General features: G+C 62.3%; 11 protein-coding genes. 8 read left to right on the top strand and 3 right to left on the bottom strand.

Annotation, left to right across the window (positions count from 1 at the left end; genetic code table 11):
* The first annotated feature begins 6 nt into the window (after window positions 1–6).
* Genes ACIGGE_RS02580 through ACIGGE_RS02555 form a run of 6 tightly spaced genes read left to right on the top strand, consistent with a single transcriptional unit; the run spans window position 7 to window position 5375 of the window.
* Window positions 7–1104, top strand: coding sequence for a flagellar basal body P-ring protein FlgI (locus ACIGGE_RS02580; RefSeq protein ID WP_375246386.1), 1098 nt, complete (start codon window positions 7–9; stop codon window positions 1102–1104).
* Window positions 1101–1406, top strand: coding sequence for a rod-binding protein (locus ACIGGE_RS02575; protein ID WP_221596442.1), 306 nt, complete (start codon window positions 1101–1103; stop codon window positions 1404–1406). The genes ACIGGE_RS02580 and ACIGGE_RS02575 overlap by 4 nt, the downstream gene beginning before the upstream one ends.
* The gene (gene flgK / locus ACIGGE_RS02570) at window positions 1406–2746 is read left to right on the top strand and encodes a flagellar hook-associated protein FlgK (protein ID WP_397489337.1); all 1341 of its coding nucleotides are present in this window, start codon (window positions 1406–1408) and stop codon (window positions 2744–2746) included. Before ACIGGE_RS02575 ends, flgK begins: the two co-directional genes overlap by 1 nt.
* On the top strand, window positions 2743–3654 hold the full coding sequence (flgL, locus tag ACIGGE_RS02565; RefSeq protein WP_103024057.1) for a flagellar hook-associated protein FlgL: 912 nt from the start codon (window positions 2743–2745) through the stop codon (window positions 3652–3654). The genes flgK and flgL overlap by 4 nt, the downstream gene beginning before the upstream one ends.
* Before the next feature lie 28 nt (window positions 3655–3682).
* The gene (motA, locus tag ACIGGE_RS02560) at window positions 3683–4546 is read left to right on the top strand and encodes a flagellar motor stator protein MotA (RefSeq protein ID WP_103024058.1); all 864 of its coding nucleotides are present in this window, start codon (window positions 3683–3685) and stop codon (window positions 4544–4546) included.
* A 1-nt stretch (window position 4547) separates the two neighbouring features.
* Complete coding sequence (locus ACIGGE_RS02555) at window positions 4548–5375, top strand: flagellar motor protein MotB (RefSeq protein WP_103024059.1); 828 nt, start codon at window positions 4548–4550, stop codon at window positions 5373–5375.
* Between the two features lie 66 nt (window positions 5376–5441).
* On the opposite strand, the gene ACIGGE_RS02550 is transcribed toward ACIGGE_RS02555, so the two are convergent.
* The 3 genes from ACIGGE_RS02550 to gyrB form a co-directional block, all read right to left on the bottom strand.
* Window positions 5442–7097 carry an alkaline phosphatase D family protein gene (locus tag ACIGGE_RS02550; protein ID WP_397489336.1) on the bottom strand — a complete coding sequence of 552 codons (1656 nt, stop codon included), beginning with the start codon at window positions 7095–7097 and terminating at the stop codon, window positions 5442–5444.
* Window positions 7094–9460, bottom strand: coding sequence for a TonB-dependent receptor (locus tag ACIGGE_RS02545; RefSeq protein WP_397489335.1), 2367 nt, complete (start codon window positions 9458–9460; stop codon window positions 7094–7096). Before ACIGGE_RS02545 ends, ACIGGE_RS02550 begins: the two co-directional genes overlap by 4 nt.
* A 241-nt stretch (window positions 9461–9701) precedes the next feature.
* Window positions 9702–12233, bottom strand: a complete 2532-nt coding sequence (gene gyrB / locus ACIGGE_RS02540) for a DNA topoisomerase (ATP-hydrolyzing) subunit B (RefSeq protein ID WP_234003184.1) — start codon at window positions 12231–12233, stop codon at window positions 9702–9704.
* A gap of 120 nt (window positions 12234–12353) precedes the next feature.
* Between gyrB and ACIGGE_RS02535 the strand changes: the two genes are divergently transcribed.
* Both ACIGGE_RS02535 and ACIGGE_RS02530 read left to right on the top strand, forming a co-directional pair.
* Window positions 12354–13739, top strand: a complete 1386-nt coding sequence (locus ACIGGE_RS02535; RefSeq protein ID WP_397489334.1) for an L-serine ammonia-lyase — start codon at window positions 12354–12356, stop codon at window positions 13737–13739.
* Window positions 13733–14437 carry a ZIP family metal transporter gene (locus tag ACIGGE_RS02530; protein ID WP_103024063.1) on the top strand — a complete coding sequence of 235 codons (705 nt, stop codon included), beginning with the start codon at window positions 13733–13735 and terminating at the stop codon, window positions 14435–14437. Before ACIGGE_RS02535 ends, ACIGGE_RS02530 begins: the two co-directional genes overlap by 7 nt.
* The last annotated feature ends 11 nt before the right edge of the window (window positions 14438–14448 follow it).

Below are 14448 nucleotides of genomic sequence, written 5' to 3'. Positions count from 1 at the left end.
TCGAACATGATCCGCCCCCTTATCCTTCTGTTCGCGGCTCTGGTTTCCGCGCTCCCGGTTCCGGCTATGGCCGAACGCGTGCGCGACCTTGGGCAATTTCAGTCGGTGCGCTCCAACCAATTGACCGGCTACGGTATAGTTGTTGGCCTGGACGGTTCGGGCGATGACAATTTCGCCTATGCGACGCAGGCCATGCGCGGCGTGTCGGGTCGTCTCGGGCTGCAATTGCCGCCCGGCGTCAATCCAGCTCTCAAAAATGCGGCCGCCGTCATCATAACCGCTGATCTGCCTGCGTTTGCAAAACCTGGTCAGCGCATCGACGTCACTGTTTCGACCATGGGTAGGGCCAAGTCTCTGCGCGGTGGTGCGCTGGTGATGACGCCGCTTTATGGTGCGGATGGCCAGATATATGCTATGGCACAGGGCAATCTTGCCGTTGGCGGCCTCGGCGTTTCCGGCAAGGACGGCTCGAAGCTGACCGTCAACGTACCCACTGTCGGCCGCATTGCCGACGGCGCGACTGTCGAACAGGCAGTGGCCAGCAATTTCGACTTTTCCGAAGTGCTGCGCTGGAACCTCTACAATGCCGACTTCCTGACCATCTCGCGCGTTCGCGATGCGATCAACGGCGCTTACCCCGGCATGGCGCAGGTCGAAGACGGCGTGACGCTGGCCCTGATGCTGCCGCCGGGCGCAAATACCCGTGCGGAAATCATGGCGCAGATCGAAATGCTCGATGTGGATCCGGCCGAACGCGCTGCGAAGGTCGTGATCAACAGTCGCACTGGCACGATCGTCATCTCCAGCGCCGTACGGTTGGCCCCGGCCGCGATCAGCCACGGAAGCCTGGTGGTCCGGATCGACGAGGATCCTGTGGTGGTCCAGCCCGCACCGTTCTCGCGCGGTCAGACCGCCGTTGAACCCAGCAGCACCATCACGGCGAGCCAGAAAGAGAGCGTCGTCTCGCGCGTCGGCCCGGGTGCTTCACTGGCCGAGGTTGTGGATGCGCTCAACGCATTGGGTGCGAGCCCCGCCGATCTGGTCGCGATCCTGGAAGGTCTCAAACAGGCGGGTTCGCTTACAGCGGAACTGGTGATCATATGACGAGCTTTCCGATAAATGTGGCCGGCGCTAGGCCGCTTTCCGAGCGCGAGGCGGCCCCGCTGAACAAGGAGTTGCGGGACGCTGCGCAGCAGTTCGAGGCAATCCTGCTCCGCCAGATGCTTTCGAGCGCGCGCAGCACCGATTTCGGGGGCAACGATCTGTTCGGCGGCGAGGGCGAAGGCACATTCCGTGAAATGCGCGATGCGCGCTTTGCCGAGCTGACCGCGCAGACCGGCCAGCTTGGCTTTGCCAGTGCCATCGAGAAGCAGCTTGCCCGCTTTCTTCCAAAGGGTGAAAACTGATGGCTTCTGACCTTCTTTCGATCGCCGTCAGCGGTGCCCGTGCAGCGCGCGGCGCACTCGACGTCACTGCGCAGAACATCGCCAATGCTTCGAGCGATGGCTATGTTCGCCGCAGTTTGCGGATTGAGGAGGTCTCTGCATCCGGTGGAGCAGGCCGGATTGGCGACATTTCGCTGTCAGGTTCGCGCATTGCGGAAATTCGCCGCAATGCGGATTCCTTTCTCCAGGGCGAAGTTCGCCGCACATCTGGTGATCTGGAACGTGCGAACACCGAACTGAAGGGTTTGCGCAATGTGGAAAGCGCGCTCGAACAGTCGGGCGTCTTTTCCTCCATCGTCGAATTCGAAGCAGCGTTGCAGCAGCTTGCAGGCGATCCGGTCGACCCATCGAGGCGGGCTGCGGTCATCGGCGAAGCGACAACGCTCGCAAGCAAGTTCAACATCACGGCGTCCAGTTTCGACGCAGTGGGCGAGGGCCTGCGGTTCGAAGCCGACGCGCAGGTATCCGAAGCCAACGTCATCGGCGGCGAACTGGCTCGCGTGAACCTGCGCCTGACGCGCGCGGGTGCGGGCAGCAGCGATCGGGCAGCCTTGCTCGACCAGCGCGATCAGTTGCTGGAACGGCTGTCGGGCTTCACTTCCATTACCACGAATTTCGAAAGCGACGGGACAGTTGCCGTCGCGCTCGGAGCCAGTCCGACCCAAAGCTTTGTGCAAGGAGGCACGTCGCAGACCCTGTCCTCTGCAGTGGCTGCCGATGAAACGCTCAGCTTCGCTGTCGACGGCCAGCCGGTCAGTCCGGGGTCGGGAAGTCTTGCTGGTGCCTCGCTCGCGCTGACCGAACTGGCATCGGTCCGCGGCCGTCTCGACACGATCGCGGCCAGCCTCGCGGATACCGTGAACAATGCCCAGGCGGCTGGTGTGGCGCTCGACGGTACGCAAGGTCAGCCGATCTTCTCCGGCACGACGGCAGGCACGCTGACGGTCGTCATGACGCAAGGTCAGGGCCTCGCGACCGCGCCGACCGGTGCTGGCGCGGGAAGCCGCGACGATTCCAATCTCAATGCCCTTCGCCAATCGCTGGCAAGCCTGAACCCGGCACAGCAACTCAACGGGCTTCTTTTCGACGTGTCCAGCAAGGTGGCTGGTCGCACGGTCACGCAGGGCGCGCTGGATACCATCGCGTCCTCCGCGCGCATCTCGCTCGAGCAGCAATCAGGCGTGGACCTCGACACCGAGGCCGCCAACCTGATCCGCTTCCAGCAGGCCTTCCAGGCTTCGGGACGCGCGATGCAGGCGGCGAGCGACATATTCGACACTCTACTGGGGATCGGCCGATGATCAATCTCAGCACCGGCGCGTTTTACGAACGTAGTAGTCGTCAGATCGGCGGCTTGCGGGCTCGCGCGGAAACGCTTCAGCAGCAGATCGGTACGGGGGAGCGGCTCGAACGCTCGTCGGACGATCCCGTGGCCGCAGCGCGGCTGCGCATGCTGAGCCGTACGGAGCGCATCGCCAATGTCGATACGCGCAACTCGCAGCTTGCCGAAGCAGACCTCTCGCTTGCGGATCAAACGCTTGATTCGGTCGTCGATATAGTCGTTCGGGTCCGCGAACTGGCCGTTCGGGCCAATTCCAGCACGCTGAACGACGAGCAACGCTCGGCGATCTCCACCGAAGTTGCCAGTCTGCGCGAAAATCTCGTCGTGCTCGCCAACAGCCGGAATATTTCCGGCCATGCCCTCTTCGGCGGCCAGACTGCCGGTAACGCCTATGTCGATAACGGCACCGGCGTCCAGTTTGTCGGTACGCCCGACATTACCCCGCTCGAGATCGGCGAGGGGCAGTCGGTCGAACCCGGCCTTGCCGGACCTGAAATATTCGAGTTCACGACGGCGAATGGCCCGACCGATCTGTTTGCGGTGCTGGGCAATCTGGCCGCGGCTCTCGCGACCGGCGGGCAGACGGCAATGGATGCCAGCTCTGCGGCGCTGGAAGAATTGGACATCGGGCTTGAAAAGGTAACGACCGCGCAGACCGTCGTCGGTTCACGGCTCAACTGGATCGACCTGATGTCGGATCGGCGCGAAAACAACGCGGAGCGTATTGCCGAAGAACGCGCCGACGTGGGCGGCGCGGATATCGCGGTAACCATGACGCGGCTCCAGGAAACCCTGACCATTCTGGAAGCGAGCCAGGCGAGCTTCGTTCGCCTCGCCAACCTTTCCCTATTCTCGATGCTGCGCTGATCGCGGCCCTATCTGACAGGAATTCAAAGTGTTTGCGGCAATCGGCATAGTCATCCTGCTGGTCATGGTCTTCGGCGGCTTCGCGCTGACGGGCGGTGCGCTGGGTCCCGTCATGGAGGCCGTGCCTCACGAAATGCTGATCATCGGCGGCGCCGCGATCGGCGCGCTGGTCGCCGGCAATTCCATGGACGGACTGAAGGCCATCGGCAGGTCCATGAAGGTCATCTTCAAGGGGCCGCAGCATACCAAGCAGGACCATATCGATGCCATCGCGCTGACCGCGCAGTGCATGAAGCTGCTCAAGAACGAAGGCCCGGTGGCGCTGGAAAGCCATGTCGAAAACCCGCAGGATTCGACGATCTTCAGCGCCTATCCGAACCTGCTCAAGAACGAGCCGCTGATAGGATTGATCTGCGACACGCTCACCCTGCTGGTCGTATCGTCCGGCACGCTGGAAACCCATGCGGTGGAAGAAGTCATGGACAATGCCATGAAGACGCATTTCCACGAGCTTCACGAACCCCAGCATACGCTGCAGTCGCTGGCCGACGCACTGCCTGCACTCGGGATCGTGGCCGCCGTCCTGGGTGTGGTGAAAACCATGGGTTCGATCGACAAGCCACCGGAAATCCTGGGCGGCATGATCGGATCGGCCCTTGTGGGTACGTTCCTCGGGGTTCTCTTGGCCTACGGCATCGTGGGTCCGCTCGCGGGACGCCTGAAGCAGGTGCTGGAGCAGGACGAACAGATTTTCCACGCGGTGAAGCAGGTGATCATCGCCTCGCTCTATGGCCATCCGCAGCCGCTGGTGGTGGAAAGCGCCCGTTCGGGTCTGGGCCATACGGTCCGGCCGGGGCTGACCGAACTGCTCGACGCGCTGCGGGGCCGGTAAGATGGCCAGCACCCCGGCGGGTCGCAACGACCCGGTCCCCATTATCGTCAAGAAGGTAACGGTGGTCGCCGCCGGCCATCACGGCGGCGCCTGGAAAGTCGCCTATGCCGACTTCGTGACCGCGATGATGGCGTTCTTCCTGCTGCTTTGGCTGCTGGGTGCAACGACAGAGGATCAGCGCAAGGGACTGGCGGATTATTTCACGCCCACTCTCGTCAAGACCAAGGAGCAGAGCGCAGGCGCCGATGGCGTGCTGGGCGGATCGTCCCTGGTCGATGTCGACAACTACCCGCATGCTGCGGGCCAGACCGGCACCAAGACGCTCACCGTCCCGCGCGATGCGACGGGCGGACCGAAAGAAGGCGCTGCCACGATCAAGCGCATTCGCGAACGTGTTTCGGAAGCGATCGCCGAGGAAGAGCGGCTGAAAAGACTGATGCGGCAGGTACGCATGATCGATACCACCACCGGGATCAGGATCGATCTGGTCGACGACGCCAATTTCTCGATGTTCTCGCTCGGCACGACTGTCCTGACCTCAGATGCGCGCGCTTTGCTGGATGTGGTGGCCGAGGCAATCTCGCCCGAAGGCGGCAAGATAACCGTGCGCGGCCATACCGATGCACTGCGCTATCGCGACCCGAGCCGGGTGAACAATTGGTCGCTGTCCGCCGGCCGGGCCGAAGCCACGCGGCAGACGCTGATCCGCGAAGGAATAGCGTTCAACAGGTTCCGCCGGATCGAAGGCGTCGCCGATACCGAACCGCTGATCGCAGACGACCCGGCGGATCCAAGAAATCGCCGGATCTCGATCTCTCTCGAGAGGTGAGATCAGGCAAAGGGACAGGCTTTATCGGCAATCGGCGGGTTGCCGCCAACCTGCCCCCCGTCCCGTTCAGACTTCCGACCAGTCCGGTGTTTCATCCTCGCGCTTCCATTCGAAAGACGCGTCGATCCCCGCCTCGAAGGTCTTGTCCGTGACAGTGGAGACCGTTCGATAATCCACTCGCGCCGAACCCGGACGCAGGGTGAGCAAGGTATATCCCTTTGCATCCTGATTGCAGTAGATCGTGTCCGGATTAGCCTGCTCGATATACCGCCCGATGCCCGGCAAGATGGATCCGTAAGAGGGACTGGTGATCGCGGTGCAGCCGGTTTCCAGGCCAACTATCTCACCGTCAGCGCCGCGCAGGCGGTTCGCCCAACCCGCGTGGCTGTCGCCTGCGAGGACAATCGGCCTGGAGCCTGCATCCCGAAACGTCGCATAGAGCCGCTCGCGTGCGGCAGGGTAGCCATCCCAACTGTCGAGATTGAACGGTACGCCCTTTCGATAGCCCACCTGCGCCGCCGCGATGCGATCGTCAAGTCCGCTCGGTAGGCTGGCAATCAGGTCGGCATATTGATCGGGCCCCATTCCTGCCTCCAGATCGGGACCGGCGACGCGGCCCATCACCACCTGGTTTCCGACCACCTGCCATGGCTTGCCTGCCGCGACCGAAGTGGACAGAGTATTCCTTAGCCAGTCGCGCTGCTCGTCCCCGATCAGTTGACGCGTCTCGTCCGCCAGCGTCTCGGCGAAGGCGGCATAAGCGTTTGCATCATCCGGATCGCCTGCGAATTCGAGTTGCTCGCTGCGGACCAGCAGGCGTGTTTCCAGCATGGCGAGCGTTGCCAGATCGCCGAATTCGAAGCTGCGATAGATTGCTTCCTTCGCCCGCGCCGCCGAAGGATCGCGGATGGGCATCCATTCGAAATAGGCCTGCATCGCTACCGCCTTGCGGCCCGCCCAGTCGCCTTCGGTTTCAGGCTGGTGGTTCTGCGCACCGTGCAGCCAGCCATCATTGGTGATTTCGTGATCGTCCCACACACAGATGAAAGCCGCACGCGCGTGCGCGGCCTGCATGTCCGGGTCGGATTTCGCCTGCGCATGGCGCAAGCGATAGTCTGCCAGCGTCACGATTTCATGCGGCGGATCGGGAAGCCGATTTAGGCGTCGGCCAATATCGGCGCCGTAACCGGCATCGCCATATTCGTAGATATAGTCGCCAAGATGAATGACCGCGTCGAGCCGCTCGGCACGAGCCATGTCGGCAAAGGCGTTGAAATAGCCGCCGGGGTACAACTGGCAGGAAGCGACCGCAAAGACGAGTTGGTCCACCGCACCCACGGGCAGGGTGCGGAAGCGACCGGAGGGTGACTGCGCGCCGTCGGTAGCATGGAAGGCATACCAGTATTCCCGGCCCGGTTCGAGACCGTCGACCTCCACCTTGGCCGTACGATCGGCAACCAAGCGTGCAATCGTCTCGCCTTCGCGGACGACCGGCCCGCCTTCGGTTTCACGGACTTTCCAGCGCAAGGGAACATCGCCTGTGCCATCGACACTTGCGCGGGTCCAGATCACTGCCCCGTCCGCAGCGGGGTCGCCGCTGGCGACCCCGTGATCGAAACGAACGGGCCCGGTTGCCTGTGCCGATGCGCCGACGGGTAGCGCGGCGGCTCCCGACGCGCCAAGCAGACCGAGAACCGTGCGCCGATCGAGGCCCCCGCTCACCGCCCGATCCGCGCGGTCAGCTGGACACCGTAGAAGCGCGGCTCGGCAGGAATGAAGGTCGGCCGTCCGAAGGCCCCGCCGGTATTGCCGGCATCGAGCAGATAGCGCTCGTTCGTGGCATTGCGGATGAAGCCAGCGACTTCGAACCTTTCATCGGCAAAGGAGACACCGGCGCGCGCATTCAGGAGCGTGACGGCTTCCTGCGAGATACGCAGGCTGTTCGGCACTTCGAAGAAAATGCGGCTACGGTGCGTAACCGAAGGCGTTGCGAAAATCCGTACACCGGGAGCGACGGGGTAATCGATGGTGAAACCGCCGGCAGCCTGCCATTCGGGCTGAAGACGGAAACGATCGCCCGCGACCGTTCCGTTGATCGGATCGTCGTCGATCCCGCCATCGATGTAGCCGACATTGGCGAAGACGCTCAGCCAGCTGGTGGGCCGTATGTTGATCTCCGCCTCGACACCAAGGTTGCTGGCCGAGCCGACGCTTTCCGTGACCGTGGTGCCGAGCGGCAGGCCAGAAGGATCGTTCGGGTCCGAGATCGTGCGCGTCGTCTGGAAATTGCTGTAATCCTGATAATAAACACCCAGCGAGCCGGAGACGGCGCGCGAACCGAACTTGATCCCACCTTCGTAGTTCCACACCACTTCCTGCGGGATGACATTAATGCTGGGCAGGACCTCGGTCCCGGCACGGCGTGCGCCAAGCGATACGACCGGGGAGCGGCGGCCCTTCGAAACCGTTGCGAAGACATTGAGGTCGGGCGTTATCCGATAGAGCGCATTGAACCGCGGCAGCACGGCGGAAAAACTGTCTTCGGCTTCGAACGTGCGGCCACCGGTATCGATCTGGCCAGGGATAAGCGGCGCGCCCGTCAGTACCGAATTGGGCACGGACGTAACGAAGCCCGAACGTCGCTGCTCGATCAGCAGGCGGGCGCCTGCGGTCAGTTCGAGCGAGGTGGTGGGAATGAAGGTCGCATCGGCGAAGAGCGAATAGCTCTGATTGTTGCCCTGGTTTTCGAACACGGAACTGTAGGGGATTGCGGTGGCGGCACCGCCGGTCGCGAGCTGGGTAACCTGTGCGGCGGGCACACTGCCGTCGGCGGCTACGCAGGGGATACCCGGAATGACCGGAGCCAGTCCCAGCGACGTGGTGAGGCACTGCAGGAAAGTGCCCTCCTCGGTCGAGAATGGCACGCGCTGGAGATTGTCCTCGGTGAAGAAATTCCAGCCGAAGGCTGCGCGCCATCGCGGATCGACATAGGTGAAGCGGCCTTCATGGCTGACCTGATGCCCCTTTGCGATCTCCGCAAATTCCAGGAACGGTGCCGGGCCGCCATCGGCGTCGAACACCTCATGGCTGTCGAATTCGCGATAGCCGTTGACGGTGGTGAAGGTCAGGCTGTCACCGATGAGGTATTCCGCCGTCAGATTCGCATCGTAGACTTCACGGTCGAGGCCGAGCTGGCTGTCCCCTAGGGCAGCTTCCGAATAGGGGGACCCGCCCAGGAAGGCGCGACCGAACGGATCTGCGGGCCCGTCGGGAGTGGCAAAAGTATCCGAGATGAACGGCGTGCCGCCGTGCCTTTGCCGGTCGAATGTGCCGATGAGGTCGACCGTCAAGCGGTCGTTCGGCGTGAAGCGGAGCGAACCGCGCGCGCCGAACTGGTCTTGCGCGTAAAGATCCTCTTCCTGCGAGGGGGCCAGGTTCTCGACATAGCCATCGCGGGTGCGCCATTCGAAGGCGATGCGGCCTGCGACGACATCGGATCCGGCATTCACGAAGCCCGAAACCAGCGTCTGGTCGAAATTGCCGTAGCCGCCGGTCACTTCGGCCGAGTAGCCGGCGCGAGGCCGCGCGGAGACGAGGCTGATCGCGCCGACGGCGGAGGCGGTGCCGAACAGCGTCGCCTGCGGCCCCTTGATCACTTCGACACGATCGAGATCGTAGATCGCCTGATAGGAACCGCGCGAGCGCGAGATATCGACCCCGTTGTAATATAGCGTGACGCGGGGTCCCTGCTGTGCGGACCCGCTGTCGGATGTGATCCCGCGGATCACGATGCCCGGATTGTTGGCGCTCTGTTCCTGAATGTTGAGCCCGGGAATATAGTTCGACAGTTCGTCGAGATCAGTGACACCCAGTTCCGCAATCGCATCGCCGGTGAGCGCGGAAATGGTAATCGGCACGTCGAGTGCGCGCTGTTCGATAAGCTGTGCCGTGACGATGATCTGGTTATCGGCAGGCGCGACATCCTCGTCGTCCGGTTGCGCCGGTGCCTGGGCCTGAAGGGCCTGAAAGGGAATGGCCGATGCTGCGCAAAACAGTGCGGCGTGGGAAAGCGATCTGATGTTCATGTAGCCCCTCGTTTTCGATGTGAGGGGCCTTTCCCAGAGCTAGGTGAAAAGCTCGCGACGGTTTTCTTTCAAACCGGAGACTGCGACGCGATTGGGGCGAAATACCTGTTTTTTGTGAAAGGTGTCTGCGGGTGGGAATTTCCGCATAAAAAGGGCCGGGATAGGCAATGACGCTTTTCCCGGCCCTTTCTAAGGCGACTTCAATGCTGCCGCATGCCCTGGCTGTGTTGAGCTCAGGTCATCAAACGTCCAGATTTGCCACGTTGAGGGCATTGTTCTGGATGAATTCGCGGCGCGGTTCGACGACGTCGCCCATCAGGCGGGTGAAGATCTCATCGGTCACGTCGGCATCCTCGACCTTCACCTGCAGTAGTGCGCGGTTGTCGGGGTCGAGGGTGGTTTCCCACAATTGCTCGGCATTCATCTCGCCAAGACCCTTGTAGCGCTGGATCTTCTGCCCCTTGCGCCCGGCGACCATCACCGCGTCGAGCAGCTGGGTCGGCAGGGTGATCGCGTCGTCGGTCAGGATCGGCGCATCGTCATCCGCCTCGTTCGCTTCGCCATCGTCGGGCTCTGTTTCCGCACTGCTGCGCACGAGGCGCAAGGGCGATGCGTATACATCGGCGAAATCCTGCGCGATCTTGTGCAGTTTGCGTGCCTCGGCACTTTCGAGAAATGCCGGGTCGATTTCGTGTACGTCCGTAACACCGCGCCAGACGCGGCTTAGGCGGACCTTGCCGTCTTCGCCCGTCTCGGCCTTCCAGCGAGCATCGGGATCACCCATCTGGAGGTGGGCGGCAGCACGATCGAGAGCAGCAGATCGATCTCCGGCAGGGTCGAGCGCGCCGGCCAGAGCCATCGCCTCGATCAGCTCCGAATTGTATTTGCGGGGTACGAAACCGAGCATGTTGCGCATGCGCAGACCGTGGTCGACCAGCGCCTGCAGTTCGCCGCCACCGCGAACCGGCCCCCCCTGCGCTTCGAGCACCCGCCCGTCGAGCCCCTGTGCGATCAGGTAACGGTCGTATGCCGGCTGATCCTTCAGATAGACTTCGCTCTTGCCTCGCGACACTTTGTACAGCGGAGGCTGAGCGATGAAGAGGTGCCCGGCCTTGACGATCTCGGGCATCTGGCGATGGAAGAAGGTCAGCAGGAGCGTGCGGATATGGGCGCCGTCGACGTCGGCGTCGGTCATGATTACGATCTTGTGATAGCGCAGCTTTTCGAGATTGAATTCGTCGCGCAGGCCGGTGCCCATCGCCTGGATCAGCGTGCCGACTTCCTTGGACGAGATGATCCGGTCGAAACGGGCACGTTCCACATTGAGGATCTTGCCCTTCAGCGGAAGGATGGCCTGTGTCTTGCGGTCGCGACCTTGCTTGGCCGACCCGCCTGCCGAATCGCCCTCGACCAGAAAGAGTTCGCAGTTTTCGGGATTGCGGTCCTGACAATCGGCGAGTTTGCCGGGCAGCGACGCGATGCTCATGGCGCCCTTGCGGCTCATCTCGCGTGCCCTGCGGGCAGCTTCACGCGCGGCGGCCGCGTCGATGACCTTCTGGATGATCTGCTTGGCGTCGTTCGGGTTCTCTTCGAGCCACTCCGTCATCTTTTCGCCCATGAGCGATTCGAGTGGCTGGCGAACTTCCGAAGACACCAGCTTGTCCTTGGTCTGGGACCCGAACTTGGGGTCCGGCAGCTTGACCGATACGATTGCGGTTAGCCCTTCGCGCATGTCTTCGCCGGACAGGCTGACCTTTTCCTTCTTCATCAACCCGCTGGCGGTGGCGTAATTGTTGAGCGTGCGCGTCAGCGCGGTGCGGAAGGCCGCAAGGTGGGTCCCGCCGTCACGTTGCGGAATGTTATTGGTGAAGCACAGGACGTTTTCGTAATAGCTGTCGTTCCATTCCAGCGCGACGTCGATGCCGATACCGTCTTTCTCAGCGCTTACCGAAATGGGTTCGGCGACCAGCGCCTGCTTGTTGCGGTCGAGATATTTGACGAATGCCGCAATGCCGCCTTCGTAGAACAGATTGTGTTCGAGCGGTTCTTCGTGCCGCTTGTCGCGCAGGAGAATTCGCACGCCCGAATTTAGGAAGGCGAGCTCGCGATAGCGGTGCTCCAGCTTTTCGAAATCGAATTCGATGACGTTCTTGAAGGTGTCTTCCGACGCCTTGAAGGTTACGCGGGTGCCCTTCTTGAAGCCTTCTTCGTCGGGATTCTGTTCGACCTTGGGAGCATCGCCCACGACACGCAGGCTTTCGACCGCGTCGCCATGTTCGAAGCGCATCCAGTGTTCCTTGCCGTCGCGCCAGATGGTGAGTTCGAGCCATTCGGACAGCGCATTGACGACCGACACGCCGACACCGTGAAGCCCGCCCGAAACCTTGTAGGCGTTGTCGTCACTGGTGTTTTCGAACTTTCCGCCGGCATGCAGCTGGGTCATGATGACCTCTGCCGCGGACACGCCTTCTTCCTTGTGCATGTCCACCGGAATGCCGCGACCGTTATCTTCGACCGACACGCTGCCATCGGCGTTGAGTTCGATCAGGACGAGGTCGCAATGCCCGGCAAGCGCCTCGTCGATCGCATTGTCCGACACTTCGAACACCATGTGGTGGAGGCCCGAGCCATCGTCGGTATCGCCGATGTACATGCCAGGCCGTTTGCGCACTGCATCGAGGCCTTTGAGGACCTTGATCGAATCTGCGCCGTAACCGTTTTTCTTCGGCGCTTCGGCGCCCGTGTATTCAGGGGTATCGTCCATATCGATCATATAGGCTTTCGAGGCCGAAATTCCAAAGTTTCAGCGTCGATTTTACCCACAGATTGCCGTCTGTCCGGCAGGAGCGGCAACTGGTTGATTTCAGGCGGTCGAAGGCGCATCTCGCCAGCCATGCTTTCAGTGCTCGATATCTTCCGAATTGGGATTGGTCCTTCGTCCTCGCATACGGTGGGTCCAATGCGGATCGCCCGCACCTTCGCGAGGGCGCTGGCAAAATCGGACAAGCTCCAGCGAACGGCCCGCATCGCGATCGAACTGCAGGGTTCTCTGGCGCTTACGGGCGTTGGGCACGGGACGGTCGATGCCAGCATTCTGGGTCTGATGGGGTTCGCACCCGACAAGACATGTCCTGACGAAGCGGCTTCGGCGCTTGCAAAGGTTCGCGCCAGCAAGCGGCTCGATCTTGGCGGGGGGCGTGAAATTGCCTTCGACCCTGCGGTGGACATCGATCTGGCCGGGCACATCATTCCCGACCTGCACCCCAACGGCATGAAGCTGACCGCCTTCGATGCCGATGGCGGCAAGCTGTCCGAGCGGACATACTACTCGACCGGCGGGGGTTTCGTCGCATCCGAAGCTCAGCTCAAGCGCAAGCCCAAGGGCGACCGCATCAATACCGGCACACAGGTTTCGCACGATTTCGGTTCGGCAGCAGAGCTTCTGGCGGCGTGCGACACGGCGGAAGTCTCGATCGCGGATCTGATCCTGACCAACGAAGACGCTTTCCGACCGCGTGATAAAACGCTCGAGGGTATCGACCGGATTGCAAAGGCCATGGATCAGTGCATCGACCGTGGCCTCACCCAGCGCGGGATATTGCCGGGTGGCCTGAAGGTCGAACGGCGTGCGCCGGACCTGTGGGACAAGCTTTCCGCGAACCCCCAGTCGAACGAGCGTGAACAATTGTTCGACTGGCTCAATTGCTATGCCATGGCCGTAAACGAGGAAAACGCTGCGGGCGGGCGCGTGGTCACCGCGCCAACCAATGGCGCGGCGGGCATCATTCCTGCTGTGATACGGTTCTATTGCGTCGCAAACGACGAACAGCCGTGCACGGATAGTCGGCGCACATTCCTCCTTACGGCAGGGGCAATCGGCCTGCTTTACAAACAGCGCGCGAGTATTTCCGGTGCCGAGATGGGCTGTCAGGGCGAAGTTGGCGTTGCCTGTTCCATGGCGGCGGGCGGACTCGCGGCCCTGTGGGGCGCATCGCCGGTGCAGGTGGCCTCGGCAGCGGAGATCGGCATGGAGCATAACCTCGGCCTGACCTGCGACCCGGTTGGCGGGCTGGTGCAGGTGCCGTGTATCGAGCGTAATGCCATTGGCGCAGTGAAGGCGGTCAACGCCGCGCGACTGGCCCTTCATCGAACGGGGGCGGAAAGCCTCGTGTCGCTGGATCAGGTAATTGAAACCATGAGGCAGACCGGGCTCGACATGAGTAATAAATACAAGGAGACGAGCCAGGGCGGGCTCGCGGTCAACGTGATCGAATGCTGATGCTTTTTGCCGTGGTGCTGGTGGTGTCGGGCGCTCTTGTCGTCGGCGCCGCATGGGGCATCTACGGCAAGCTGCCCGAACGCCTCGAAGGCTTTCTCGTCGCGCTGGCTGGGGGCGCGCTGCTGCTTTCGGTGACGACTGAACTCATCCAGCCCTCGATCGAGAAGTCCAGCGTATTTCACGCCATGCTCGGCGTTGGCGCCGGCGCAATCGTCTTCGCGATCTGCGATTATCTGATCGACGAAAAATGGGGTTCCAACGGAGGCGGAGGGTTGCTGGCGGCCATTACCCTCGACGGTATTCCGGAAAACCTTGCCTTGGGCGTCGCGCTCATCGGTGCGGGGGGACTGGAGATTGCCGCCCTGGCCGGATCGATCCTGCTGTCGAACTTGCCCGAGGCGGCAGGCGGGGCACGCTCGATGGCGCAGGACGGGCGGTCGAAGGGTAAGATCATGTTGCTGTGGGCAGGCACTGCCGTCCTGCTGTCTCTTGCCGCGATAGTCGGCAATCTGGCGCTGACCGGCGTGGGAGAAGGTGCACTGGCGCTTATACGCTGCTTTGCTGCCGGTGCAGTGGTCGCCAGCCTTGCCACCGAAGTTTTCCCGCAAGCGTTTCGGGAGGACCGGCACTGGGCCGGCATCGCTACTGCACTGGGGGTGATCCTGGCATTTTCGCTCGGCAGTCTATCGGGCGGCTAGACAGACGCGCG

The sequence above is a fragment of the Qipengyuania sp. NPDC077410 genome, from assembly GCF_044543405.1.
Lineage (GTDB): Bacteria > Pseudomonadota > Alphaproteobacteria > Sphingomonadales > Sphingomonadaceae > Qipengyuania > Qipengyuania pacifica.
Note: the sequence above shows the minus strand (reverse complement) of the source record. Positions and strands in the feature narration are given on the sequence as shown.

What these genes read in the sequence shown, in the direction of transcription:
- ACIGGE_RS02580 (WP_375246386.1), top strand. Translation starts at nt 7, where the DNA reads ATGATCCGCCCCCTTATCCTTCTGTTCGCGGCTCTGGTTTCCGCGCTC.
- ACIGGE_RS02575 (WP_221596442.1), top strand. Translation starts at nt 1,101, where the DNA reads ATGACGAGCTTTCCGATAAATGTGGCCGGCGCTAGGCCGCTTTCCGAG.
- flgK (WP_397489337.1), top strand. Translation starts at nt 1,406, where the DNA reads ATGGCTTCTGACCTTCTTTCGATCGCCGTCAGCGGTGCCCGTGCAGCG.
- flgL (WP_103024057.1), top strand. Translation starts at nt 2,743, where the DNA reads ATGATCAATCTCAGCACCGGCGCGTTTTACGAACGTAGTAGTCGTCAG.
- ACIGGE_RS02555 (WP_103024059.1), top strand. Translation starts at nt 4,548, where the DNA reads ATGGCCAGCACCCCGGCGGGTCGCAACGACCCGGTCCCCATTATCGTC.
- ACIGGE_RS02545 (WP_397489335.1), bottom strand. Translation starts at nt 9,460, where the DNA reads ATGAACATCAGATCGCTTTCCCACGCCGCACTGTTTTGCGCAGCATCG.
- gyrB (WP_234003184.1), bottom strand. Translation starts at nt 12,233, where the DNA reads ATGATCGATATGGACGATACCCCTGAATACACGGGCGCCGAAGCGCCG.
- ACIGGE_RS02535 (WP_397489334.1), top strand. Translation starts at nt 12,354, where the DNA reads ATGCTTTCAGTGCTCGATATCTTCCGAATTGGGATTGGTCCTTCGTCC.
- ACIGGE_RS02530 (WP_103024063.1), top strand. Translation starts at nt 13,733, where the DNA reads ATGCTGATGCTTTTTGCCGTGGTGCTGGTGGTGTCGGGCGCTCTTGTC.